The organism is Corynebacterium sp. (assembly GCF_030530965.1).
GTDB lineage: Bacteria > Actinomycetota > Actinomycetes > Mycobacteriales > Mycobacteriaceae > Corynebacterium.
In genome coordinates this window covers 58,263-83,800 of record NZ_JAUMTY010000004.1, presented here as the reverse complement: position 1 = coordinate 83,800, position 25,538 = coordinate 58,263, and the positions used below count along the sequence as shown (strand labels likewise).

The 25,538-nt window shown below is 58.2% G+C and carries 18 protein-coding genes, 1 tRNA gene and 1 pseudogene; 9 read left to right on the top strand and 11 right to left on the bottom strand.

From position 1 onward, the window contains the following. Positions 1 to 62 precede the first annotated feature (62 nt). From Q3981_RS01945 to prfB, 5 genes are all read right to left on the bottom strand, one after another. Positions 63 to 1,214 (bottom strand): hypothetical protein, encoded by a 1,152-nt coding sequence (locus Q3981_RS01945; RefSeq protein ID WP_303123342.1) that lies wholly within the window; start codon positions 1,212 to 1,214, stop codon positions 63 to 65. 87 nt (positions 1,215 to 1,301) lie between these two features. Next, positions 1,302 to 1,853, bottom strand: coding sequence for an SsrA-binding protein SmpB (gene smpB, locus Q3981_RS01940; protein WP_204087341.1), 552 nt, complete (start codon positions 1,851 to 1,853; stop codon positions 1,302 to 1,304). Between the two features lie 43 nt (positions 1,854 to 1,896). Further along, positions 1,897 to 2,799, bottom strand: a complete 903-nt coding sequence (gene ftsX / locus Q3981_RS01935; protein ID WP_303123340.1) for a permease-like cell division protein FtsX — start codon at positions 2,797 to 2,799, stop codon at positions 1,897 to 1,899. A gap of 11 nt (positions 2,800 to 2,810) precedes the next feature. After that, the gene (gene ftsE / locus Q3981_RS01930) at positions 2,811 to 3,500 is read right to left on the bottom strand and encodes a cell division ATP-binding protein FtsE (RefSeq protein ID WP_046202620.1); all 690 of its coding nucleotides are present in this window, start codon (positions 3,498 to 3,500) and stop codon (positions 2,811 to 2,813) included. A gap of 68 nt (positions 3,501 to 3,568) precedes the next feature. After that, on the bottom strand, positions 3,569 to 4,708 hold the full coding sequence (prfB, locus tag Q3981_RS01925; protein ID WP_303123337.1) for a peptide chain release factor 2: 1,140 nt from the start codon (positions 4,706 to 4,708) through the stop codon (positions 3,569 to 3,571). Between the two features lie 47 nt (positions 4,709 to 4,755). Between prfB and Q3981_RS01920 the strand changes: the two are divergent. Together Q3981_RS01920 and hisN are read left to right on the top strand one after the other, a co-directional pair. Further along, positions 4,756 to 5,610, top strand: a pseudogene (locus Q3981_RS01920) (inositol monophosphatase family protein); the annotation flags it as partial. 84 nt (positions 5,611 to 5,694) lie between these two features. Next, entirely contained in the window at positions 5,695 to 6,510 is an 816-nt protein-coding gene (hisN, locus tag Q3981_RS01915) for a histidinol-phosphatase (protein WP_303123348.1), read from the top strand. 83 nt (positions 6,511 to 6,593) lie between these two features. On the opposite strand, the gene Q3981_RS01910 is transcribed toward hisN, so the two are convergent. Both Q3981_RS01910 and Q3981_RS01905 read right to left on the bottom strand, forming a co-directional pair. After that, positions 6,594 to 7,523 carry a trypsin gene (locus Q3981_RS01910; protein ID WP_303123335.1) on the bottom strand — a complete coding sequence of 310 codons (930 nt, stop codon included), beginning with the start codon at positions 7,521 to 7,523 and terminating at the stop codon, positions 6,594 to 6,596. A gap of 523 nt (positions 7,524 to 8,046) precedes the next feature. After that, positions 8,047 to 8,277 (bottom strand): hypothetical protein, encoded by a 231-nt coding sequence (locus tag Q3981_RS01905; protein WP_303123333.1) that lies wholly within the window; start codon positions 8,275 to 8,277, stop codon positions 8,047 to 8,049. A gap of 619 nt (positions 8,278 to 8,896) precedes the next feature. Between Q3981_RS01905 and Q3981_RS01900 the strand changes: the two genes are divergently transcribed. The 6 genes from Q3981_RS01900 to Q3981_RS01875 all read left to right on the top strand — a co-directional run bounded on the left by Q3981_RS01900 (position 8,897) and on the right by Q3981_RS01875 (position 17,738). Then, complete coding sequence (locus Q3981_RS01900; RefSeq protein ID WP_303123331.1) at positions 8,897 to 11,128, top strand: acyltransferase family protein; 2,232 nt, start codon at positions 8,897 to 8,899, stop codon at positions 11,126 to 11,128. Between the two features lie 90 nt (positions 11,129 to 11,218). Further along, complete coding sequence (locus Q3981_RS01895; protein WP_303123329.1) at positions 11,219 to 11,989, top strand: SDR family oxidoreductase; 771 nt, start codon at positions 11,219 to 11,221, stop codon at positions 11,987 to 11,989. 330 nt (positions 11,990 to 12,319) lie between these two features. Next, a complete protein-coding gene (locus tag Q3981_RS01890; RefSeq protein ID WP_303123327.1) occupies positions 12,320 to 13,999 on the top strand; it encodes an ABC transporter substrate-binding protein in 1,680 nt (559 codons plus the stop codon). Between the two features lie 129 nt (positions 14,000 to 14,128). Beyond that, the gene (locus Q3981_RS01885) at positions 14,129 to 15,079 is read left to right on the top strand and encodes an ABC transporter permease (protein WP_303123325.1); all 951 of its coding nucleotides are present in this window, start codon (positions 14,129 to 14,131) and stop codon (positions 15,077 to 15,079) included. Then, complete coding sequence (locus Q3981_RS01880) at positions 15,072 to 15,917, top strand: ABC transporter permease (RefSeq protein ID WP_303123323.1); 846 nt, start codon at positions 15,072 to 15,074, stop codon at positions 15,915 to 15,917. The genes Q3981_RS01885 and Q3981_RS01880 overlap by 8 nt, the downstream gene beginning before the upstream one ends. Positions 15,918 to 15,920: 3 nt before the next feature. Next, complete coding sequence (locus tag Q3981_RS01875; RefSeq protein ID WP_303123321.1) at positions 15,921 to 17,738, top strand: ABC transporter ATP-binding protein; 1,818 nt, start codon at positions 15,921 to 15,923, stop codon at positions 17,736 to 17,738. A 235-nt stretch (positions 17,739 to 17,973) separates the two neighbouring features. Here the strand turns inward: Q3981_RS01875 and Q3981_RS01870 are convergent. Together Q3981_RS01870 and Q3981_RS01865 are read right to left on the bottom strand one after the other, a co-directional pair. Beyond that, positions 17,974 to 18,047, bottom strand: a tRNA-Met gene (locus Q3981_RS01870). 86 nt (positions 18,048 to 18,133) lie between these two features. Next, positions 18,134 to 21,193: a UPF0182 family protein gene (locus tag Q3981_RS01865; RefSeq protein WP_303123319.1), complete on the bottom strand. Its 3,060-nt coding sequence runs from the start codon at positions 21,191 to 21,193 to the stop codon at positions 18,134 to 18,136. A 251-nt stretch (positions 21,194 to 21,444) separates the two neighbouring features. Between Q3981_RS01865 and Q3981_RS01860 the strand changes: the two genes are divergently transcribed. Further along, a complete protein-coding gene (locus Q3981_RS01860; RefSeq protein ID WP_303123346.1) occupies positions 21,445 to 21,951 on the top strand; it encodes a PPA1309 family protein in 507 nt (168 codons plus the stop codon). A 52-nt stretch (positions 21,952 to 22,003) separates the two neighbouring features. Here Q3981_RS01860 and Q3981_RS01855 read toward each other — a convergent pair whose 3' ends face one another. Next, complete coding sequence (locus tag Q3981_RS01855) at positions 22,004 to 24,445, bottom strand: YhgE/Pip domain-containing protein (protein WP_303123317.1); 2,442 nt, start codon at positions 24,443 to 24,445, stop codon at positions 22,004 to 22,006. Next, positions 24,445 to 25,410, bottom strand: coding sequence for a hypothetical protein (locus Q3981_RS01850; protein WP_303123315.1), 966 nt, complete (start codon positions 25,408 to 25,410; stop codon positions 24,445 to 24,447). The genes Q3981_RS01855 and Q3981_RS01850 overlap by 1 nt, the downstream gene beginning before the upstream one ends. Positions 25,411 to 25,538 lie beyond the last annotated feature (128 nt).

The window sequence follows — 25,538 nt, the reverse complement described above, 5'->3', positions numbered from 1 at the left end:
AAAATCGGCCCCTCATCACACGTTTGCGGGTACGCATGCGAAACAAACGTGGAGATTAGAAGTTACTCCGGGTTCTCGGATGAGTCAAGGGGCTGGGAACTCGGCTCATCATTTTCGACGGCGATGTCACTCCCCTTGGACTTCTTGACAGGGGACGTGTTGTCAGAAGATGTGGTGTCAGGCTGAGCTGCTGCGAAGTTGCGTTTCGTGTTCTTCGCGCGTTCCGATTTCCTATGATTCCGCCACGCCGTCACACCGACGACGAGCCCGATAACGATGGGAACCCACATCCTAGGATGGTCAATGAGGAAAACAACCCAGTTCGGCAGTGTGATGTGCGGAAGCGGGATTGACGGTAGATCCCAATCTGGCCACGGAATGCGAGGCCATGAAATATGTGGCCACGGAATATGCGGCAATGATATCGACGGCCAGGGAATGTGCGGCAACGGTATGGACGGCCACGGGATATTGAAGTCAGGCAATAGACCGAGAAGCCAATCCATTATTCGCCCGAGGAACGGAAGAACAATAAAGACAAAGATCGCCCATCCAGCCTTCGATGTGCCCGCGATCATGGGATAGAGAAATCCCTTCCACGGCGATTCCTGCATCTCCGTAAAACGGCGTGCTGACCGGGAATCTTCAGGCGGTTCGAGGGCTAAAACCGTCTCCTTGTCCTCCTTGTAGAAGGCTGACATGATCTCCCCCAACGGGTTCACATCAACCTGAACACGCGGTTTATCTCGGGGAGAGCGACTATTGGTGTATTCACCGGGCTTGAGGGGCTTCTCGGCGGGCAATACATATTTCGAAAGCTTCTCTAAACGGGCATAGGGTTCGTCTTCAATCTCGAGAAGTAATCCCTTAGATGGCGACGCTTCCCATCGTTCAAGAAAGCTTCCTGCTTTGCGCCCTAGTCTCCCCCGCTTCGTAAGCCATTTGATTCGCCGCGCCATCGAAGTCTTAAACTCGCGGTCGGTTTTCGCGAACGCTTGGGCAACTTTTACTTGATCCCGCCGCTTCTCTTCTTCCTTATCCTTTGGGGCGTCCTTCTCTTTCCCGTCGTCTTTGTCGTCGGGGATGATCTCCGGCCAACCTGCGTCGATAGTACGCAGATGTTCGGGAGTAGCGATGGTTAACTTGATGGCACCACGGGTCGGATGGTGGGCAGTCCAGACTTCGGGAGCGAACAGATCTGAGTCCCCCATCATTGCTCCTCCCTCAAGTAGGCCAGTACAGCTAAGTATTTTTCATACTCAATCACATCTGGCCAGCAATTACTAGCCCTAAACCGGCCCCTATCCCGTAAGACCCTTCACGCGCCTGCCGAGGGCACGAGTTGCTTCCCGTTCCTCAGTCCGGCGCTTGATATCTTGGCGACGGTCATAGTCCTGTTTACCGCGGCCCAGAGCTAATTCCACTTTCAATTTCCCGTCGGAAAAATACAGACTCAACGGAATCAGCGTGTTATTGCCGTCGCGCACTTTGCCCATGATGGAATCAATCTCGTTGCGGTGGAGCAGCAGCTTTCGCGTTCGCCGGGGCGAATGGTTCGTCCAGTGCCCCTTGGAGTACTCCGGAATGTGGAGGTGCCGCAACCACACTTCGCCGTCGTCAATCGTCGCGAATGAATCAATTAACGACGCTTTCCCCTCGCGGAGGGACTTAACCTCAGTCCCGACGAGCTGAATCCCAGCTTCCCACGTATCGAGGATGGTGTAATCGTGACGCGCCCGCCGGTTAGTGGCAACAACCAACCGCTTGTTCGCATTCTTTTTCGACGCCTTCGACTGGGCCTTCTTTTTACCCTTAGCCGCCCCGTGGTCAACTAATGTCGCTTTTTTCGCCACGTCGAACTCCTCACAACTACATTCCCATCATCGAGACAGTGCGCTAATCCCTTACGTACCAGCGCAATGTCGCTTGCGCGGTAATGGCCGCAAACACTACGCCCACAATAATGATGATGGGCGACACCATTCCAATATCGGCTAAAGTCAGCCGCGCAATCAAACGGGAATCATACAAGCTCTTGAGCGTCTTATCGAGAACAAATTCCTTGCCCAAGATAAGACCACCAATGGCCACCAACGACCCGACAAACGATGCCAACACCGCTTCCAGGACGAACGGGGCTTGGGTGAACCACCTCGTAGCGCCCACCATCCGCATAATCGTCGTTTCTTGTCGTCGGGAATAAGCCGCAATCTGCACCATGTTCACGATCAAGAAGACCGCGGCAATGGCCTGTACAAACGCCACCACGAAGGTCGCATTTCTAATGGCATTGAGATTATTCGTGGCGCCACGGAGGTCATCAACCTGATCAACGACCTCGGAGACCTGCGGCATATCTTTCACACCGTCAAGAGGCTTCGTATTCAGCGGGTCCTTCAACCGCACATGTAAGGCAGCCGGTAGAGCATCGGGACTCGTATCTGATACGAGACGGGGGTCAGAGTCCTGGAACAATTCCTTGAAATGCTCGTAGGACTGCTCGCGGCTGCGGAATGTCACCGATTCCACACCATCGTCGGACTTCAGCTTGTCCTGAACTTCCTTACATTCCGTGCTGGAGCAGTTCTTGTCATTGGCCGAAATGTTGTCATCAAGCTGGACCATGACCTCGACACGATCCAGGTAAATGTCCTTGGTTTTTGCCGTCACCGAGGTCACCAAGAACCCGGTGGCCAGCAACGCCAAGGAGATCGCCGTCGTAATAATCATGGCGATAGTCATCGTCATGTTACGGGTCAGGCCCGAAAATGCCTCGCGAAAAACGAATCTAGTCTTCATTGCGCCCTCCCCTACTTTCCGACGCCATATAGGCCGCGGGCATCGTCACGAACGAGCTTTCCGGAATGAAGCTCCAGCACGCGCTGACGCATGGCGTTCACAGCACCAGCGTCGTGTGTCGACATAATCACCGTCGTCCCCATCTGGTTAATGCGGTTGAGCAGCGTCAAGATGTCGGCACTGGTGTCCGGGTCAAGGTTGCCGGTGGGCTCGTCGGCAAGAAGAACTAAGGGGCGGTTGACCGAAGCTCGGGCGATAGCGACGCGCTGTTGCTCGCCACCGGACAGCTCATTCGGCATGCGGTTGCGCTTGCTCCCCAACCCCACAAGGTCAAGCACTTCCTTCACTCGCTTATCAATGGCCGAGCGCCGCGTCCCAATCACCTCCAGGGCGAACGCAACATTGTCGTAGACATTCTTCTTCGGCAGCAGCCGAAAATCCTGGAACACGTAGCCCACTTTTTGGCGTAGCTGAGGCACCTTCTTTCTGGGCAATTTATTGACGTGGAAATCCTCAACCCACAAGTCCCCGCTACTGACATTCTGTTCCTTCAACATCAGCTGAAGGAAGGTGGATTTGCCGGATCCCGACGGTCCAATCAGGAAGACAAATTCGCCCTTGTCAATGGTCACAGAGACGGCATCCAGGGCCGGGCGGGTGGACGTCCGGTACATCTTGGTAACCGCGTCATACTTAATCACGCAGCCAGACTAACGCACTACTGGGACAATTGGTAACCCCTGTTGTAAATGTGAATCATGTGGGAAAGCTAGTTATCGTCGTCGCCCCGCTGTTGAGCCATCCGCCACCGGATCCCCGCCTCCAGGAAGCCATCAAGGTCCCCATCCAGCACCTTCGACGGATCATTGACCTCATAATTCGTGCGCAAATCCTTCACCATCTGGTACGGATGCAACACATACGAGCGCATCTGATTCCCCCATGAATTGGAGCCATCCCCCTTCAGCGCGTTCATCTCCGCCTGCTCTTCTTCACGCTTCCGCTCTAAGAGCTTCGCGGCCAACACTCGCATCGCCGACGCCTTGTTCTGAATCTGAGACTTCTCGTTCTGGCAGGTCACAACAATCCCCGTCGGAATATGTGTCAACCGCACGGCCGAGTCCGTCGTGTTCACCGACTGCCCACCCGGACCCGATGATCGGTACACATCAACCCGGACGTCGTTCTCATCAATATCTATGTGGTCGGTTTTTTCCACGACGGGCAGCACCTCGACCTCAGCGAATGATGTTTGCCGACGTCCCTGGTTGTCGAAAGGACTGATCCGAACGAGGCGGTGGGTCCCCTGCTCAACGGAGAGCTGGCCGTACATGTAGTCGCCATGCACAATGAACGTAGCGGACTTGATACCGGCCTCTTCGGCGTACGAAATATCGAACACGTCGATCTTGTGCCCATGCTGTTCCGCCCAACGCGTGTACATGCGCATCAACATCTCCGCCCAGTCCGCAGCATCCACACCACCTGCAGCTGACCGAATATTAACGACGGCCTCACGCTCGTCGTACTCCCCCGACAACATCGTCTGGACCTCGAGAGATTCGATCTCGTGGCGCAAGGTTTCGCGCTCGCTATCAGCCATCTCTCGCGCTTCGTCGGCAGCGTCGGTATCTCCCGCCTCGGTGGCGTCGTCGGCAAGCTCATACATCACGGGCATATCGTCGACACGCTGGCGCAACGTCGTAACTTTCTTGATCTGCGCTTGCACGTGACTCAGTTTCGACGTCACCTGTTGGGCGTGATCGGGGTCATCCCACAAGGAGGGATCGGACGCCTGTGCTTCAAGTTCGCGTACCTGATCCTTGAGGTCATCGACGTCCACCACTTTTTCAATGGTCGTCAGGGTGGAATTGAGGTCTTCGAGATCTTGAGAAACGTCCGGATTCACGTGGGTAATCCTAACAGTGTGTCACAGGGGTAGTGCACAATAAGAGTATGGAATCTTCGGAGGAGCAGGTACCGCACACCATGACGGAGATGGTCAGCGCGCTGGCTAAAACCTTCGCCATCGCACGCGAGGGGGTGGATGACCAACGGCTGGCACGCGACATCGTGTACAACGCGGGACGCTTAGCGTGGCGTCTGCGTGAAGGGAAGCAGGCTCGTGGCGGGTTGGCCACGGAGTACAAAACGTCGGTGTCTGACGTTGTGACCGAGGCCGATCGCGCGGCGGAACAGTTTGTCGCTGAGGTGCTGGAACTATTGCGTCCCGACGATGGTGTCGTCGGTGAAGAAGGAGCGTCACGGCCCTCGAAGTCTGGGCGCGTGTGGGTGATCGATCCGGTCGATGGGACCTACAACTTCACTCGCGGATCTGATTACTGGTGTTCGGCGATTGCGCTGGTAGAAGGCAGCGACGGTAGCCCCGAGGCCGTTGCGGAGAATCCAGACCGGCTGATTTTGGGTGCCGTCCATCGCCCGGCGATGGGATATACATGGATCGGCGGACCCTCGATTCCCACCACTCTGGACGACAAACCGCTGCCACGGCTTGATGCCAAAACTCACTCGGCAGATCACGAGTGCTTGGGCACGTATTTGCACCCCACTTTTATGAAGCAGCCGGAGATCAGGTCGGCGTGGATGGCCGTCGTCGAAGAGTTCGCCAGTGTGCGGATGTTGGGGTCAGGATCGGTCGATCTGGCGTCGGTGGCACACGGTGAGCTGGGCGCGTGGATTCAGCACTCGGTGAAATCGTGGGATTGGCTTCCGGGGAAAGCGCTGGTCGAAGGTGTTGGGGGGACGGCCCGCCGTGTTGACGCCCAGGGAGTGACATGGTCGATCGCTGGGCCTGAGGGGGTCGTTGACACGATTGAGCGCGCGCTTTCTGCAGGTAGGGCTAGTTCGTCTACTTCTTCGTCTGCTTCGACCCCGTTGCCGTGGGCGAGCAGCGCGTATGGCGATGATGTTGATCGCGCTCTTCGGCTGGCGGATGCGGCCGACGCGATCACGATGAAGCGATTCCTCTCCTCTGAACTGCAGGTTAGCGCAAAACCCGATATGACCCCTGTGTCCGACGCGGATTTGGATACCGAGCGCTCCCTCCGTGGGCTATTGAGTACGGAGTGCCCTGATGACGAGGTCCTTGGGGAGGAGTTCGGCGGCGAGCCGGTCTTGTCGGGCCGCCAGTGGGTGATTGACCCCATCGATGGGACGAAGAACTATGTTCGCGGGGTTCCCGTGTGGGCAACGCTCATTTCGTTGATGGTCGACGGGTACCCGCAGGTTGGTGTCGTGTCTGCCCCGGCGCTCGGCCGCAGATGGATTGGCATCAAGGGTGAAGGCGCCTGGGCTCTTGGTAACGGCACCGCGTCGAGTAGCGCACTGCGGAAACTATCGGTGTCCACGGTCAGCGATGTGGGCGATAGCTCGATCTCCATGTCCTCGCTTGAAGGGTGGAAAGACCGCGGTTTGCGCGATGCATTCATCTCTCTGACCGACGACGCCTGGCGCTTGCGAGGATTCGGCGATTTTTACTCCTACTGCCTGGTGGCGGAGGGTGCCGTCGATATCGCCGCGGAGCCGGAAGTGTCGCTGTGGGATTTAGCTGCGCTAGTGCCCGTCGTTGAGGGGGCTGGTGGAACGTTCACATCTCTTGCCGGTGAATCTGGCCCGCATGGCGGCGATGCTCTGGCTACGAACGGGCTTCTTCACGAGACCGTCCGTCGTCGGTTAACAGACGAGGATTAACCCCCGGCGCGACCGATCGCGGCGCGGTAGGCCACAGTTCGCCAGGCCGAGCGTGCCTACCGCGGCGTATCAAGCGGACGCCACTACCCCAGGCGGAATCCGTTTCCAGGGCCGGCCGTGGCGTTGAGCGAATTCAAGATGGCCTGCATGTCGATGACATCAGTCGGGGTGAAGAGGGAGCCCTGCGCTGGGAAGCGACAGGAGATCGGTCCCGGGCTTCCTTCAACAAGTCCAACAATCCTGTTCCCTAGCAGAACCGGTGCACCAGAGTCGCCGTGCGTTGCACACACTTGCGTGAGATAGTGCGAATCTGCGGGGGCCTCCCACGCCTGTCCGCAGGTCCAGCCGGTGGAAATACCGTTCTTGCACAATTGGACTCCCGGCGCGACACCGCCACCACCGATGCCGTCGGCAGTAACTTGTCCATAGGACGACGTCACTCGGGCATTGTCTTTCAGCTCAATGACGGAATACTTGGGGTTCTCGCTGGTGCGGACGACGGTGCCTGATACTCCGACATCCTGCGAGTCCATCGAGGTCACCGGGCTTCCGACCGGTCCGCAGTGCCCAGCGGTAATGGCCATAGCCCGCCCGTTAGAGTCATGGCCGGCTGCCGTGACTGTACAAATCGCGTTGCCCACAAACACCGGGGTTCCCGGCCCGTAGAGGGAAATTCCCTGCTTGCCGAGCTCGACCGCCTCAGCAGGTGCCGGCGGAGAAGGGAAATAAACGCCTTGAATTCGGTGCTCGCCAGCCATTCCGGTCTGGGCGACGATATCGTCGAAAAGGCCGTACTCCGTGGAAGACTCTGTCGAAGGTGCAGCATCGGATGCCGTAGCTGCAGCGTCGGGGTCAGCGTCGTTAATTATTGGTGACTCGGAAGCGGCCGGATTATCTGCCGGGGTATCCGTCGTCGCGTCTGATGCATGAGCTACCCCACCAACACCGACACACAACGCCGCCGAGGCGAGCACTGCTAAACCAGCACGACTTACTGAGTTAACCAAAGACATAACGACATCCTTGCTGTACATGTCCGTTTTTAGCGGACCGAAAACCACTGGAATAAGTCCAGAAAACATGGCTACACAGGGAATACCCTATGCTGCGACAAGCTCAGTATATCTCTCTGTTCACAGCATTCCCCTATCTTCTATGCAACAAATTAATAACATTGTGACAACGCGACATTGAAGATGCACGAGGCTGCTTCTGAAGGGGGCTACGATCAAATCCGTCTCCCGTTCCGACGGGGTCATATGCGGCAACATTGGCCCTATCGGCGCGTATGTGGTCAGCGGCCAAAGTGCGTTAGACTTTGCACTCTGCCATCTCACTCACGAGCTAAACGAAACCTAGAATGCGTCTTCCAAAACTCTCACCTGCAGGTTTGGGCAAAGCCACCCGCCGAGCGGCACAAGCGGTGCAATCCGCTGCTCAACAGGGAGGATCCTTGTTGAGGTCTGCCTCCACTATCGGTAATTCACCGAGACCTAGCCAGTCTGCAACGGCTCAGCAATCCGATCCTGAGCCAGGTCAGTCCGGTTCTTCCACTTCATCCGCGAGCGCGTCTTTCGGTGCCCCTGCAGCGGAATCGTCCGAGGCTGGATCGTCCGCGAACGGCTCCTCTACGGCCAGCTCTCCGACGACACGCTCGACCGGCTCAGCAGACAGCGGTTCATCGGCCACATCACAACAATCGACGACGGCTGACGACGGGGCTGCTGACGAAACCAGACGCGCAGGCAGCAGCGACGAGCGGCGCAACCGTGGTGAGGTTCGACGACGTGAGAGTCGAAGCGATGATCACGCCATTGCAGACACGCATTTTCCTGTTTCCCGCACGTCAACGCCCGTGAGTGCGCGGCGTCGTACATCGGCGTCGCAGAGTTCAACCCGTGAGAGTGACACACCGTCTTTTCGGCACGTCGGCCGTGCTCCGGCCGGTGCTCGTCGTTTAGCTGACGCGCGGACTACTCCTTCGGGAACGTCCGGGATCACGGGCGCAGGTTCCGTCGGGAAGAAAAGTGCCGGGCGTAGCCGTGCTACGGGATCGTCCCTGTCACGATCACACAGATCGTCTGAGGTTAGTGGTGCTCCGCGGCCTTCATTGCGACGTCCGAAACCGCAGGTCTCGGGGTCCAGACCAGACGCATCAGTCTCCGCTGAGCAACGGAGTACCCGGCCGAAGGGTTCGTCAGATAAAAAATCGGCACAGACGAACCGTGCCAAGAAGGCCGGCAGAGCGCCGGTAAAGAGACAAACGGACGCCGCACAAGACAAAGCGGACGCAACACAAACGCACCCTGCCGATGACGACGCGAGGGCTTCGCGAGAAACTGCTGCGGCTCCACAAGAAACTGCAAAGGCTTCAGAATCAGAGAAGGTGTCTGAGGGAACTACTCCCGAGGAAGGCCGAAAGACGCCTGCTCCCCCAAGACCGTCTAAAGCCGACTACGTCCCCGTCGAGGTCCCACACTCCACCGGGATATCGCGCTTTACACAGGGCACCGCGCTTCCACAGCGAATCGAACCGCGGTCGGAGCGCAAAACAGGCAAGGGACGCCGAAAGAAATCATCGCGCGCAGAGTCATCGCGGGCGGGCGTGTCCGCCTCCCCATCGAGAGATGGATCGCAAGGCGTTAGATCTTCCACGGGAACACCGTCGGCAAGAACTCAAACCCAGGTCGCACCACAACCCAGCCCGGCCAAAGGCAAAGCCTCCACCGCAGGAAAGACGTCGGCGAAGGGCACTCCGACAGGGATTAGACATGTCCCCGGGATCGATGGGCTCCGTGGGCTCGCCGTCATTTCGGTGGTGATATACCACCTCTTCGGCAACGTACTGCCCGGCGGTTATCTGGGCGTCGACGTGTTCTTCGTGCTCAGTGGGTTCCTCATCACTTCCCTGCTGCTTCGGGAATTCGTTTATTCCCGCACGATTAGCCTGAAGAACTTCTGGATACGCCGTGTGAGACGTATTGCCCCCGCAGCCATCAGCACGCTTGTCATTTGCGCAGCTATTGCGGGAGTAATCGGCGGCGACGTCAATGTGAACCTGGGCAGACAGTTCTGGTCGTCGGCACTGTTTGTGAATAACTGGGTTCAGATTGCTCACTCGCAGAGCTATTTCGCACAGTCTGAGCTGCCAATTTTCGCTCACTACTGGTCCCTCTCGGTTGAGGAACAGTTCTACATCATTTGGCCGCTCATCGTTTCGCTGCTGCTCGTGATTCTCCGCAAAACACCGCGGCTGGTAGGGAAGCTAGCGCTCGCTGGCGCCGTCATCTCTGCAGGAGCGATGGCCATCATCGTCAACCCCGGGCACGACGCAACCCGCGTCTACTACGGCACCGACACCCACGCATTCGGACTACTCATCGGCGCGGCTTTGGCGTCGATCACTATCTCGTCGTCAACGGAAAAACGTGGCGACACCTGGGGATACCGCGAGGGACTCCTGCAACATGGGCGGATTCTAAGCCTCTTGGCTATCCCCGCGCTCGCGGTGCAGATCTTCTACTTCTTCTGGCTGGGCGACCAGGACACCTTCACGTACCGCGGTGGGCTCATCAGCAGTTCGTTGATCGTCGCCATCATCATTGCGTCCGTCGTGCGGAACACCGGCCCGGTCGCGGCGATTTTCCGGAACAAGGTGTTGCGGCACCTCGGGTTCGTTTCGTTCTCACTGTATTTGTGGCACGTGCCCGCCAATCTGTTCGTCGTGACGCTGTTCCAGGATTACGAGTGGGGGCGGAAGAAATGGATCACGGGGCTCATCGCGATCGTCATTTCGTTAGTCGCGGCTGAGCTGAGCTTCCGCTTCATTGAGACACCGATCCGCCGATACGGGTTCATCGAAAGTACACGGAAACTGAGCTACGCGATTTTCGGAGAGCGTTCCACCAGCCGGCAACGGTTCGGCGGTGCGATGGTGCCCGCAACCATGATCCTGTGCTGCGTCTTCGCGGGCCTGGCTATTCACAACACCAGCCACGGAACCGCGCTGGAATCCGAGTTGGAGCGCTTACAAGCGGAAAACCGCTCCGAGCGAGGCGCCGTCAAACCGGCTCCCAAAGTCGTGACACATGACATGCCTAAAGACGGGTCGAATATCAACGCGATTGGGGATTCTGTCATGCTCGCCTCCCAGGCCGAGCTGCAAAAGCGCTTCCCCGGTATCGACATCAACGCCGAGGTTTCCCGCCACTACCAGGCCGCTCCCGCGATCATCGCCGACCTCAAAGCCCAGGACGCGCTGCGGCAATTCGTCTTCCTGGGGTTCGGTACGAATGGGCAAGCATTCCCCGGCCAGCTGGACGAGATCATCAAGTCGATCGGCCCGAAACACACCATCGTTATCGCGATGCCCTATGGCGACCGTTGGTACATGCAAGACGCTCAACAACAAGTTGTCGACGCTGCCAAGAAGTACCCGAACGTTTACGCAGCTGACTGGTGTGCGTACGCCGACGACCACGTGAGTGAACTCGCGAGCGATGAGATTCACCCGCGCGGGAACGCCACCGTGGGTTATACCAACGCCTTCGTTGCAGCGCTCAAGCAATGGGCAAGCGGAAAGAAAGATGTACCACCGGTCTGCCCGCCAGCAGCGTAAAGAAATCGACCCCCAAAGTCCACTACTTTCGGGGGCGGTAAACGGAAAGTTGCTATGTCCATCATGTGGGATTGAGCCTACGGTAAGGGTATGGATACCCAACAAGGACGCGTTCACGACAAAGTCACACTGATCACCGGAGCTGCATCGGGCATGGGTGAATCCCACGCCCGGGTACTAGCTTCGCAGGGAGCCAAGGTAGCTCTGGCAGATATCGCAGATGACAAGGGCACCGAGCTGGCCAAGGACCTCAACGAAAAGTACGGCGAGGGCACAGCCGTTTTCGTCCACCTCGATGTCACCGATTTCGATAACTGGACCGAGGCAGTGGAGAAAACCGTAGAGGCCTTCGGACACCTGGATGTTTTGGTCAATAACGCCGGAGTTTTCACCGCGGGTGATGTGGAAGAGGCTTCGCTGAAGGACTGGGATCTAACCCTGGCCATTGACCTCACCGGAACGTTCTACGGCATGAAGGCTGCGGTTCCGGAACTTAAGAAGAGGGAGACGTCCTCGATCATCAACATTTCTTCCATCGCGGGGCTCGTCGGCTTTAAGCACCGTGCGGCCTATGCCGCCGCCAAGTGGGGTGTTCAAGGGCTGACCAAGACCTCGGCCCTGGATCTGGGCAAGTACGGAATCCGAGTCAATTCCGTCCACCCCGGCAGCGTGAACACCCCATTGACTGCGAACCTCAAGCGGGGCTTCGGCCAGATCCCGCTAGACAGAGCCGCCGAACCGACCGAAATTTCCCAGCTCATCGTGTACTTAGCTTCCGACGAATCCACGTTCGCCTCAGGCGGATCCTTCGTCTTGGACGGTGGAGAGACCGCTGGAAACAACTTGCGCGACGATCAATAGATCGCGGGTAAATAGCGCAGGATTCTTCGTTCAGGGCGGCCACGATCTACGCGGAGTGCGGATTAAAAAAGCACTGTGCTCCGCAGGTCATGAGCCGCCCTTTGCCATGTGTAAAGAGCTAGTCAATAACGTTTCCATACTGCGCGATTGGCCGTCCACACTAACCTGCAAAGATCCCCATTCGGACTTTCCTTCCTAAACCAATCTTTTAACGAACTCGGTTTTCACCCCCGTATGCGGTGAGCGTCGTTTGACCAGGCGAGAGTTCCTTAGCATGCTCTAACTCACATCACTTTTCATTTCCATTTTCTCCCTTGCGAAAGACCTGCCGTGTCCCGAACTCACTCCTCACCCAGCTTCCGCTCTCCCCTGAAGAAGTCACGAAGCCGTCGCCTAACCACCGCGTTCACCGCGGTGGCATCCATTTCCCTGGCCCTTTCAGCATGCTCAACACCGTCCACCGGCGGAGACGGCGGAAACTCAGACAACGCCACCAAGCAGTTCGTCGTCCTCGAAAATATGGAGCTGGGCAACTACAACCCGCTCCTTGGGCACGGGCGAAACGGAGAGTCCCACATCTATGACTCGCTCTACCGTGTTTCACCAGGCAAAAACTCCAAGCCGAAGGCAGTGCTCGCCGATGGTGAAGCCACATCCAACGATGATCTGACCGAATGGACCGTCCCGTTAAAGAAAGATATTTCCTTCTCCGACGGATCGTCATTCGGGCCGGAGGATGTCGTCGCCACTTATAAAGCGATCATTGATCCGCGCTTCGCCTCCACAGAAGCTACGGCAGTTGAATCAATCGACGACGTCACACCGGACGGCGACCACGCAGTGAAGTTCCACCTCAAGCACCCTGATTCCGAGTTCGACCGTCGCATCTACCGAGCTATTGCTCCTTCCGAAGCCTTCGACTTCACCAACCCGGTGAAGGCAGAGGACATGAAGATTAACTCAGATCCCATTGGCACGGGGCCATACAAGGTCACATCTCTCCGTCCAGATGAAGCGATCCTCGAGGCGCGCGACGGCTACTGGAGCGACGCCCCCGAGACCAAGAAGATCGTCATCCGGCACAACACCGACGACAACACCCGGGCGCAGCAGATGCGCGTCGGCGAGGGCGACGGCACCATGCTCGAAGCCAAGCTGGCCGACACCGTCGCCAAGGCAAAAGACATCTCCGCGGAGCACATCGAATCCCTGGATTGGCGAGGTATCTCCCTGCCCGCCGCTCACCCCGTCGCCGGTGATGACGCGATCCGCATGGCCGTGAACCTCGGCGTCGATCGGCAAAAGATGATTGACGACATTTATGCAGGCCACGGAACCCCAACCAGTACCTTCATCACCGACGCTTATGGCGATGCCTACGACAAAGACGCGGAGATCCCCCACGACACAAAGAAGGCGGAAAAAATTCTCGACGACGCCGGTTGGGTTAAAGGATCCGACGGCATCAGAGCCAAGGACGGCCAGCGAGCGGAAATGGATGTTATCTACTTCCCTAACCGCGATGCCGCCCGAAAGGATTTAACCCTCGCCGCAGCCTCGGACCTGAAGGCTATTGGCATTCAGATCAACCCGGTGGCCAAAGACTCCAGCGCGGTGACCCAAGAGGTGTACAACTCCACGCCGGTCATGCTGGGCGGTGGCGGTGAGCCTTACACCATCGACGGACAGATCTATCACATTTTGCATTCGAAGTATGCGGCCGACGGCGTCGGAGCGAAGTGGGATAACGCGTCGGACTACGTCAATCCAGAAATCGACAAGCTGCTAGACCAGGCGCGAGCCGAATCCGACAAGGACAAGCGCAACAGGCTATACAAGAAAGTCCAGCAGGAGTATCGGAAGAAGCCTGCCATGCTCGCGCTCACGTACGGTGCTCACTCCTACGTGCTCAATAACCACGGCATGAAAACTGGCGACCAGATTGTCGAACCGCATTCCCACGGCTCCTTATTCGGGCCTTGGTACAACATTGAGGAATGGCACAACTAAACCGTGTCTACACTGAGACTGCGCCGAATTTCCCCAGGTCACAAGCCTGCCGATAACCCAATCGATCGCCATCGCCGACGATCGATCTCGGCGTCTAGCCACAGCCGCCGGCGTGACATCGGAATCCTTATGCTCCGCCGGCTCTGTTCCCTGCCGCTTCTCGCGTTGGCAGTCACAGCCGCGATGTTCTTCTTGGCGTCGCTCAGTCCCTTCGACCCGCTCGAAGCCTATACCCACGGCAACGCCGGTGCTTTAACCGACGAACAACGTGAGGATCTGGTCCGGACCCTCCACATTGGAGGCCCCTGGTACGCCTCCTGGTGGTCATGGGTGACCAGCGTCTGCACCGGTGACCTGGGAACTTCACGATTCTACCGCATGCCGGTAGCCGACGTCCTCGCACAGCGTCTGGGGTGGTCAATCCTGCTGGGGTCGCTGGCCCTGGTCCTAACCTTGGTCGTCTCATTCGTGCTCGGCATCGTGGCGGGCCTTCGTGAAGATGGCATCGTCGACCGCTTTGTCGGTTTTATCGCCACGCTGCTGCAGTCCCTCCCGCCCTTTGTGCTTGCACTTATCGCTCTGCTGTTCTTCTCTCTGTGGATCCCCATAGCCCCCGCCGGCGGGCTCACAGACCCCGGGCAACCGGTGACCGTGGCGAGCACCCTCCGCCATGTCGCCCTCCCCGCACTCATCCTGGGGATTAGCCAGCTCCCCTGGTTCCTTCTGAGCCTCCGAGCCTCAGTCCGCGAGGCAATTCAGTCGGAAGCAATCACTGGTACGCGGGTCCGCGGGCTGAGCCACCGCACGGTGATGCTGCACCACATCGTTCCGCTGTCATTACCCTCGTATTTTGCGCTCATCGGATCCCGACTCCCCGAACTCATCGTCGGCTCAACCATTATCGAATCGATCTTCGGCTGGCCGGGCCTCGGGCAAGCGATGGTCGATTCCGCAAAATCCCTCGATTTCATGTTGTTATCGACGCTCACCCTCCTCATCACCATCGCAGTGCTGATCGGAAACATGCTTGCCGACGCCTGCGTCGTCCTCACAGATCCGAGGGTCGATGCCAATGTTTAAGCACCTATTTAAGCGTCGAACGTCGGGGTTATCGCTTGCCTGGATTTCAGTGCTCACGATTGCGGTGATTGTTGCCTATGCGATCATTGTGCCCATTGCCCTGCCAGAGGATCAAACGACGGTTAACTTCGCGAATGCGTACAGTCCCCCGAGCTCGGACTACTGGTTTGGTACCGATTCCGGCGGGCATGATCTATTTGTCCGCACTGCACAGGCGCTGAGGATTTCGCTGATCATCGCGGTGATCACGGCCATATTCTCAGCGATTATCGGAACCCTCATCGGAGTGACCGCTGCCCTCGCCGGCGGATTTCTTGACCGCCTGACCATGCGTTTTGTTGATGGAATGAACGCGCTCCCCCACCTCATCCTCGTCCTCGTCGTGGTCTCCCTTTTCAAAGGGTCGGCCACCGCCATCGTGCTGGCCCTCGTTGCCACCCACTGGATTCCCATCGCCCGTATCACCCGAGCGCAGGTGCTCACCATGAGGCACTCGGATTACATTCAGGCCGCCTACCTCGGCGGACGTGGCCACCTGTGGGTGATCGGACACCATCTGGTTCCCGGCGCACTGAGCCAGTCCGTCGTCGGCCTTGTTTTGCTGGTCCCGCACGCTATTTGGCACGAATCGACCTTGTCATTCCTGGGTGTCGGGCTTCCCGCACACAGAGCAGCGCTGGGTACTCTTCTCCGCGATGCGCAGGGCGGGGTTCTCCTGGGCAGTTGGTGGATCCTGGTGTTCCCGGCATTGTTCCTTGTCGTGTTTTGCTTGGCAGTGTCGCACGTCGGGCACTCTTTGGTTTCCGTTGTTAATGACTATGGCGAAGGGAGGGGCTAGCCGATGCCGCTCACCGCTGACGAAAGCCTCAACTCTGGTGAAAGTCTTGCCCCTGATGAAGTGCGTATTCCCTCCATCGACATCCAGAATCTGAGCGTGAGAATCCCCGCACCCGGCCACCGTGGGCGGTTCCGCAGTCGCGGCCATGCGGACCGTGGCTGGGTTCACGCAAACACAGACATTTCCCTCACCGTATGCCCAGGTGAAGTCCATGCGGTGATCGGCGAATCCGGGTGCGGTAAGTCCATCATCGCGAACACCGTCGTCGGCACGGTGCCGTCATCTGCCCACGTGGAAGGCACGGTCACCGTTCAAGAATCGTCGCCGTCGCCGGGCTGGTCCCAAGACATGGTTGCCTACCACCGCGACAAGCACGGCGATTGGCGGGACAAGCCGAGCCCTCTCGCCGGCCACCACGTCGGCCTGATCCCGCAGTCCGCGGCTACTTTTCTCACCCCGGTCCGAACCGTCGGCAGCCAGCTTCTCGAGACGATCACCGAGCTCACCCCATCTGCCGACGCGCCCCAGAAAATCGAGATGCTGCTGGACCAGGTGCACCTCCCGACCCGAGTGGCGAACCTTTACCCCCACGAGCTGTCTGGCGGAATGGCCCAACGAGTAGCCGTTGCCTTCGCCCTTGCTGGCGATCCCGAGGTCGTGATTGCCGACGAGCCCACGGCCTCCTTGGACCCCGAATTGAAATCCTCCCTGTTCTCTCTGTTGCGAGATATTGCCGACGCTGATCGCGCGGTCCTTTTGATCACGCACGATGTGACGGAACTGCGGGACGCTGCCATCGCCGACCGGTTAAGCGTGATGTACGCCTCCCGTTTTGTGGAACAAGGTGCAGCGTCGACGGTTCTGGAACACCCTCATGACCCGTACACTCGGGCTCTACTTGCCGCTCTTCCCTCCGGCGGCATGGTTCCGATCCCAGGCTTCCCTCCCTCGCTGGTTAACCTGGACGACTCTGTCACCTTTGAATCACGTCTGAAGGAAGCCGAGGAACTCTCCACTGCTGCGCATGACGGCTCCTGTACCTCGCATGATGACTCGCGGGGTTCACACGAGAACTCACCCGCGGAGTTAGCGTCGGAAATCAAAGTCCGTCCGCAGGTGTGGGAGGGCTCGAAGATTACGAAGAGCTTTAACGACAAGAAGACGTCGATCCCCGTTCTAGACCAACTGGATATTTCTATCCACTCGGGAGAGATGGTGGGGCTCGCCGGGCCGTCGGGATCCGGTAAGACGACGCTAGCCAGGATCATGTGCGGGCTGCTTGATGCTGACGAGGGAACCGTGACATGCGGCGGGGAGGAAATTCGGAATATTACATCCGTTATCGGGGGCCGGAGACAGGCGCGTGGAAAGATCAACATGCTCTTTCAGTCGCCGCGGAAGGCGTGCAATCCACGGTTTAACCTGCGCCGCATTATTGAGGAAACCAGCCACGGAATGACGGCCGAAGAAGCAGCGATGGAAGTCCAGCTCACACCGGATCTGCTGGATCGTCGCCCCTCCCAGGTTTCAGACGGGCAGCTGCAGCGGGCGATACTGGCGCGTGTGTTGGCGAGCGAACCGGACTTCGTCGTCTGCGACGAGGTCACTGCAATGCTGGATCCGGGAACAGCTGCGCACACCATGACCATGCTGACGTCCTGGGCGCGCGACGGCGGAACTGGAATTCTGATCATCAGCCATAGCCCCGAGCTTCTTCGCGCCTGCTGTGACCGGCAGATCTATATCGAGAGCCTTGCGCAACGCACCGACGCGCGGAAGAAAGAGCCGGCACGCGGAAAACTGCGGGAAAGCTACACCTAGAGCCCAAAAGTGCGGGGGAATACGCGCCCCAAAATAAAAGTGCGGGGCTATATGGCCAATTTTCGGCCATTTTTCGCCCATATTCACCTGCAGTTTTCACAACCGACCCTGATATTGCCCCGCAGTTTTCCCGCACGCGGACACATTTTTGTCGTAAAACCCACAGCGGGTAACGACGGCGGTTCAAACGCCGAAACCCCCTACCGGCATCACCTGCCGATAGGGGGTTGTTTTGTAGCGGGGGACGGATTCGAACCATCGACCTCTGGGTTATGAGCCCAGCGAGCTACCGAGCTGCTCCACCCCGCGACAGTCGCATGGAGACCGTGTCTCCGTCAGCGACAAGAGATAACTTAACGCATCGAGGAACAAATGTGAAATCGCCTGCGCACTGGCTATGAACCACTGGCCGATGGCTTCGGCCCCTCGGTATCCGTCAGCTGCGTCGACCCACTAGAGCCAGTGTCACTCTGGTATTTCTCCAAGGCCTTCTGCAGCTCATCCAAGGCCTTACCGTAGTCCTCAAACGATCCACTATTCTTCGCGTCGCGGACCTTCTGAACAGCGTCGTCAAGTTCCTTCACATCGTCGCTCGACGGGCTGACGGCGGTGGAACCCGAGTCGTTCTTGTCAGAGTCGTCCTTATTGTCACCAGAGTTGTCATCGGAGTTGGATCCGGATCCGGAATCCGAATCATTCTGGTCGGACTTATCCTTATCGGATCCGTCCACTTCCTTCGTCGTCGTTGTTTCCTTCGGGTCGATACCGACCTGGCTCAACGCCTCACCGATCGTCGGCGCGTATCCAACTTGCCCGTTGTAGAACACGAGCACACGCAGCAGCTTCGGGAACGCGGATTCCTGCTCCTTACGCTTCGAATACACCGGCTCAACATAAAGGATCCCGCCATCGCCCACAGGCAAGGTCAGCAGGTTGCCGTTGATCAACGTACTGGACCCCTCGAGCAAGGTGCGCTCGCGCGAAATCTGGTCCGACGACATCATCGTGTCCTGAGCCTGCTTCGGTCCCTGCGTCTGGGTATCCGTCGGCAAGACACGAACCGTGATCTTCCCGTATGTCTTCGGGTCCGACGACACCGCCATGTGAGCAGAGAGGAACTCGCGCTTCAACCCGCGCAACGGCGTAATCAGCTGGAAACTGGGATCCCCGGTCTTCGGATCCGACGCGACGACGTAGTACGGCGGCTGGTTCTTGTCCCTCAACCCCTGCTCAGAGGCGGTCGGGTCCAGAGGAACAGACCAGAACGAGTCGTTCGTGAAGAACACGCCCGGGTCCGACACGTGGTACCGCGTCAACAACTCACGCTGAATCTTAAACAGGTCCTCCGGGTAGCGCAGGTGCTTCATCAGCTCGTCAGAAATATCCGACTTCGGCTTCACCGTCCCCGGGAAACTCCGCCGCCACGACTTCAAAATCGGGTCAGATTCATCAAAGGCGTAAAGGTCAACGGTCCCGTCGTAGGCATCCACCGTCGCCTTCACGGAGTTACGGATGTAGCTCACACTATTGCCGACGGTGTTCTGCTCGGTTCCGTCAGGGTTAAGAGAGTCCTCCGTCGCGCCCGAAATCTGAGTGTGTTCCGAGTACGGCAAGTTATTCACGGACGTGTAGCCGTCGACAATCCACTTGATGCGGCCATCGATAACAGCCGGGTACGTCTGTGAGTCCGTCGTCAACCAGGGGGCAACCTTATGCACGCGGTCGCGAGGGTCGCGGTCATACACGATCTTGGAATCTTTGCCCACCGCGTCCGAGAGCAACAGGTTCATCGACTGATACTTCAGGGAATACATGGCGCGGGACACGATATTTCCGATTCCGACGCCACCTTTGCCCTTGTAGGTGTAGTTCGACCCATCAGTGTCGTACTCGCGCGGTTTGCCGGACCCATCACCGCCGACGATGGCGTAATCCTGATCGGTATCAGCCACCACGGGGCCATAGTAAATACGCGGCTGGTCTACCTTGATCTTCAGCGTATCCGGATCGTCGGACTTGGTGCGGTCCTTCGACTGCAGGTCAGCCACGGTATAGATCGGGTATCCACCGCGGGAGGATCCGACATCGCGGGCGACCTCGTCGACTTTGTTCGCCGGCGCGGCTATGAACCCATTACCGTGCGTGTACACCGTGTGCTTGTTAATCCAGTCCTGCTGGTTACCGGACAGCGATTTGGGATCAAGCTCGCGGGCCGCGACCACATAATCCTGCATCTCACCGTTGTGCTCATAACGATCAATGCTCAGGTCACTCGGGAACCCGTAGAAGTTCTTCAACTGCTGCTGCTGGGTAAATGTCGCCGAGATCGCTTCGGGGTCCAGCAAGCGGATGTTCGAAATGGTCGCCGAATCATTCGCGACCGACTCGTTCTGATCCGACTTCGACTTCTCGTCGGCACCCCAATTGCGGTCATAGGTGACGTGCTCGTCGGTGAGGCCATAGTTGTACCGCGTCGACTTGATGTTCCGCTCAATGTAGTCGCGTTCTTTCGCGGCACGGTTCGGGGAGACATTGAACTGCTCCACCACCAGGGGCCACGCGACACCAATAATTCCTGCCGACGCGACCATCAGCACCGCAGCCATCGCGGGAATCCTGAGATCCCGGAGGAAAATCGCCGCGAAGAACGCCGCTGCCACCACAATAGAGACGACGAGCAACACAATCTTCGCGGGCAACACAGCGTTGATGTCGGTAAAGGAACCACCGGTGAACGTCGAATGGTCCTTGGACAGCAGGCGGTAGCGGTCGAACCAGTAATCGACGGCCTTCACGACCATGAAAATTCCGGCGATCGACGCCATCTGGACGCGAGCTTGGCTCATCACCGTCGCCCGCTTCCCGGCGCGGGGATCCCCCGTCCGGATGCCACCCAAGAGCCAGTTCATGACGAGGTTAACGACGAACGCCACGACCGTCAGCGTCAACAAGACTGAGAGCAGCCAGGACCAGAACGGCACGCTAAATGCGTAAAAACCATAGTCGTGGTGGAACTGCGGATCCGATTCGCCGAAGCTCTCGCGGTGCATAAACATCAAGATCATGCGCCACTCGGACTGTGCAGCTAATCCCGCAAAAAGCCCCACCAGCAGCGGCAACCCCAGCAAAACAGCCCGAGAGGATCGAACAATAACCTGCCGATAGGCCTCGAGCGGACTGTGGGGGTCTGCGTCTTCGGGGACAAGAGGGCGATACTTAATGGCTACCCACGCGGCTGCCCATATCGACGCGGCGGCAAGCAGCCCAACCACGACGAACAGCACGATCCGAGTGACGAGTTCGGTGACATACACCCGGCCAAAGTTCATGGAATTAAACCATGCAACATCAGTAAAAACAGCTACTGCGACAGGCAACAGCATGACGATAATGGCCAGTATCACCGCAACAACGGCCCACCGGCGGGGAGCCTTTCGCTTAACCGACTTGGGCACCTTTTCGCTTCTCCTAATCAGAGGGTCATTGCTGTTCACTGTACTTGAACCTGGGCCGGCGTCGATAACCTAGGAGCTCCGCGTGCAACCGAGCCCCGCGGGCGTGTTTCTTGCGAGCCCACCAGCGCGGCATGAATACTTTCTGTATGTCCGAACACGGTTCTTCTACCTCTTCAACAGGCTCGTCTTCAGCACACGACTCATTGCCGACGCCCGACGCGCCCACCGACCGCCAACTCCTCGAGCGGGCGATGCGCGAAGCCGTCGACTTCATTCACGCCGAGGGATGGGATCAGCCCCCGACACTGTTCGGGTTGGTTCCCGCGTCGGTCATTGCGCGGGAAACGGGGTCCATTGTCGACGATGAGCAGGACAATCTGACGCTCGTCGTTCAGGACCTGCCGGACATGGGTTCCGGCGATGAGCTCCAGGATTACATCGCGCGAACCGCGTGGCCGCGAACTGTGTCCGGGGCGATCCTGGCCCAAGAAATCATGTTCCAGAATTCTGCGGAGCCGGGCTCCGACCCCCGCAAAGCGCGGTTGTTCAGCGGAATCATTGACGATGGTCCGGATCTGACGCTGCTTCAACTGCGTCCTACGGAGGAAGAGCTCTCGGCAGCTGGCGCGTTCGGCCAGGACAATATCGAACTCCTCGGCGGGCCCGACGTCGCGCCCGGCGTGATCGCACTCCTGCGCTCCACATTTGAAGCGGTGCAGGATGCTGAGGATCCCTACGACGGGGATCCGTGGGGCTGAGTCGTCGGACCGAGCCGTCGAGCCGACGAGGGCTGGCCCCGTCGGCCGAGTACTAGATGTCGATCGCGGGGTGAAGCCGCTCCACCGTCCACTTGCGGTCCCTGTAGGCGCACAGTGCCGTGATGCTGACGCAAATCACTCCAACGAGGACCAGTGCCAGGATTGCTTGTGGGAGCCGCTCGTCGATATTGCCGTACATCAATTGTCGGAACCCATTAACTGTGTAGGTCCACGGGTTCACGGGATGGAGCCATTGGAAGATCTTTGGCTCGGTCTCCACGGGATACAGGCCATTCGACGCGAGAATCTGCAGCATGAGCAGCGCCATCGCGGCAACCTTGCCTGGCCCAGGCCCCAGCGCAACGTTCAACATCTGGTTAATCGCCGCGAAGACAATGGATACGCCCATGGAGAAGATCCACAATGCCCACGGGTGGGCAACGTTCATGCCGATGAGGGTGAGCGTGACCACGATGATCGCGGTGGCCTGCAGCATGGCGATGAGCGTCGCCGGCCATAACCCGTCGAGGGCTGCACGAAGTGGGGCAACGCCCGAGGCAACGGCACGGTTCTGGATCGGCCGCAGCAAGAGGAACGTAACCAGACCACCGATAAACATGGCGAGAGAGAAGAAGAACGGCGCGAGACCCGAACCGAAGACCTGGTTACCGGAGAGGTCCTTGGCCGAGAGCTTCGCAGGATCCGACATCACGCGGGCAGAGGCTTCGCGTTGCGGAGTTGTCCATGACGGAACCTTCTTTGCTCCATCACCGAGCTTGTCTTTCAACTCACCAAGTCCGGCGGAGACTTTGCCCGAACCTTCCTTCAGTTTCCCTGCACCGTCGGATAGTTGTTGGGCACCATTCTGCAGCCTCGTCGTGCCGCTCGATAATTGGGTAGCTCCGCTCTTCAGCTGATTTGTGCCGGAGGCTAGCTGCTTCCCACCATCGGCAAGCTTGGCAGAACCTTGGACTGCCTGCGGCATCCCCGCTTTGAGCTTCTGGGCACCGTCGTCCAGCTGCCCCAAACCCGAACTCAACTGGCCCGACGCGGCAACGAGCGGTGTTGTCCCCTGTTGACGCAATTGCTGCGAACCCGATGCAACCGTATTCGCACCATTGCTCAATTGGTCTAGGCCGTTAGTCAGCTCATTGATTTTGCTCTGGATCGGCCCAGCACCCTGCGCCAGTTGGTTGATTCCGCCACGGAACTCTGACGACGGATCATTGAGCTGGTAAGCCAGCGCCGATGTCCCCTGCGACAACTGATTCACCTTGGCCAGGCCGTCGGAATTCTTCCCCAGCCCCTGCGAATCGATTTGAGCGGCAAGTCCATCCAGCTGGTTGGCGACGTTTTGGGCCGTCGGATCTGACAGGCCTCGCAGCTGGCCGGCAATCGCACGAACCTTATCCGACTGCCCCGTTTGTGCTTTCGACGCCTGCTGCGCGATCCCGTTAATCTGCTGAATACCGCCATTGACCTGCGCCGCGACCGTGCCGAGCTGATCGAGCCCGCCCGTCAACTGGCCCATTTTTGAATCGATATCTGCAAGGGGTGCGGTACTCTGCTCCACTTGCTCCTTCATCTGGTTGGCGCCGGCAGCTAACTTGGCGGACCCAGCGGACACCTCGCCGAGCTTGCTATCGACCTGCCCAATGCCATCGTGGATTTTGTCCGAGCCGGCTTTCGCCTCACCCATTTTCTCGGAGAGAGTGTTGACACCGGTGTTCGCCTCGGCCAACTTGTCGTGCAACGTCGTCGCGCCTTGGGAGAGGTCGGTGGCCCCCTTGTTAAGCTTCGTTGCTCCCGCTGCTAATTGCGTCGCACCATTGTGCGCGGTGCCCAGACCAGAATCTAGCTGGTCAGCACCGTTTTTGAGGTCCCCTAGCTTCTGGCCGATCTCGTTGGACCCGGCCTGCAACTTGTCAGATGCGTCCGCGGCTTGGGCAATCCCCGCCCCGGCTTCCTGCATACTGACGAGGACTTTTCCGATGACTTGATCACCCAACGTCGATGAGATGACGGGAACCATCTCACGCATCGCATTCTGACCAATTAACGTGGCTAAATAGCCATTCGTCGAATTGTAATTTGTTTGAATAACGGCTTGCTCGGCTTTAGTCCCGCTCGGGGAAGCAACCGCCTTTGAAAAGTCAGGTGTCAGGCGAACCATGAAATAGTATTCGCCATCTTCGACGCCCTTGGTGGCTTTGTCATTACTGACGAAGTCGAAGTCAACCTCTTTATTATCTTTAATTTTGTCGACGATCTGATCGCCCGCCCGGAGTGGTTTGCCTTCCACCGTGGTGCCTTTATCGTCGTTCACAAAAGCGACGGGGAGCTTTTCTACGTGCCCAAATGGGTTCCAAAATGCCCACAAGTACAGGCACGAATAGAGCAACGGGATGAAGATGATGGCAGCAACCGCCAGCCGCCCTAATGTAGAGCGCCGGAAACGACGGAGTTCCGAACCCAGGTTTAAGCCAGAAATCATTACTTTGTCTCCTCATTGGATCCGGCGGTTGACGCGCTGGTGGTTATCTCGTTATCTGTTGTTTCAATTTTCGTCATTGGTTGTGTTTTATCGCTGGCGTGCGACGAATTCCCCGTGGACCCACCGGCAGCGCGATACTCCGCCGCGCTCCGAGTTCCGGGAGGCAGCCCCTCAGCGATCGGGCCGGGATCGTCGTTAACCGTGTTAAACAGCTCAATGAGCGTGTAATCGGGCATGAGCTCGTCGGGAATCGGGTTCACCGTGTTCACAATGACCGGCATACGCTGAGCCAGGCGCGAGAGAACGTCGATAAGAATGAGGCGAAGATCGTACTCACGAACCTGCTCAAGATCATCCATCACCAACATCTTGATCTCGTGCGAATTGGCCGGAGCCAGCGCGAGAGAAATGCGGATCAGGATGTTATCCAAGCTGTTCAGCTCGGCGACATAGGAATCGAGTGGCGGGAGCTCACGGTCGCCGAAGACTTCGCCACACAAGGATTCGTAGTAACTCTGATCGGAGCGCTTGGTCCATTTGATCCACGGGTTTGACCAGCTCTTATGCTCCGTCAACACAGTTTTGAGCCGGACATCGCCGTCGAGACCATCGATTTGCTCGACCCCCGCAATGGCAACCATCTTGTTGATCTTGTTGGGGTTGGTTTCACCCAACACTGTCAAGGAGCCAGCGTCCAATTTCATCCGGCCAGAGATGCTCAGGGCCAAGGACGTCCGGCCCGAGCCACCTCGCCCGGACAAAATAGTCAATCCGCTACCGGGAACGGTAAAACTCAGGTGGCCGAAGACGCGGCCCTCCGCGGCGGACAGGGCGATATCGTCGGCAATGACAGCGGGGGCGACGTCGTTGTCGCTATGAGATGTTCGCTGTGTTCGAGCCACCGTAGCGGCTGACTTACCGGCGCCTTTAATAGGTTGGCTTCCGTCAGATGGATGTTCTCGCACGTTGACTCCTTTGGTGGTTCGCCGAGCACCCCGGCCTAGTCCGACACGCGGGTTCCTGCACGGGTTCTGCGCGGGTTCCACCACGGGTCCCGACACACGTCGGACTAGACCGATTTAGTTATGGCGAT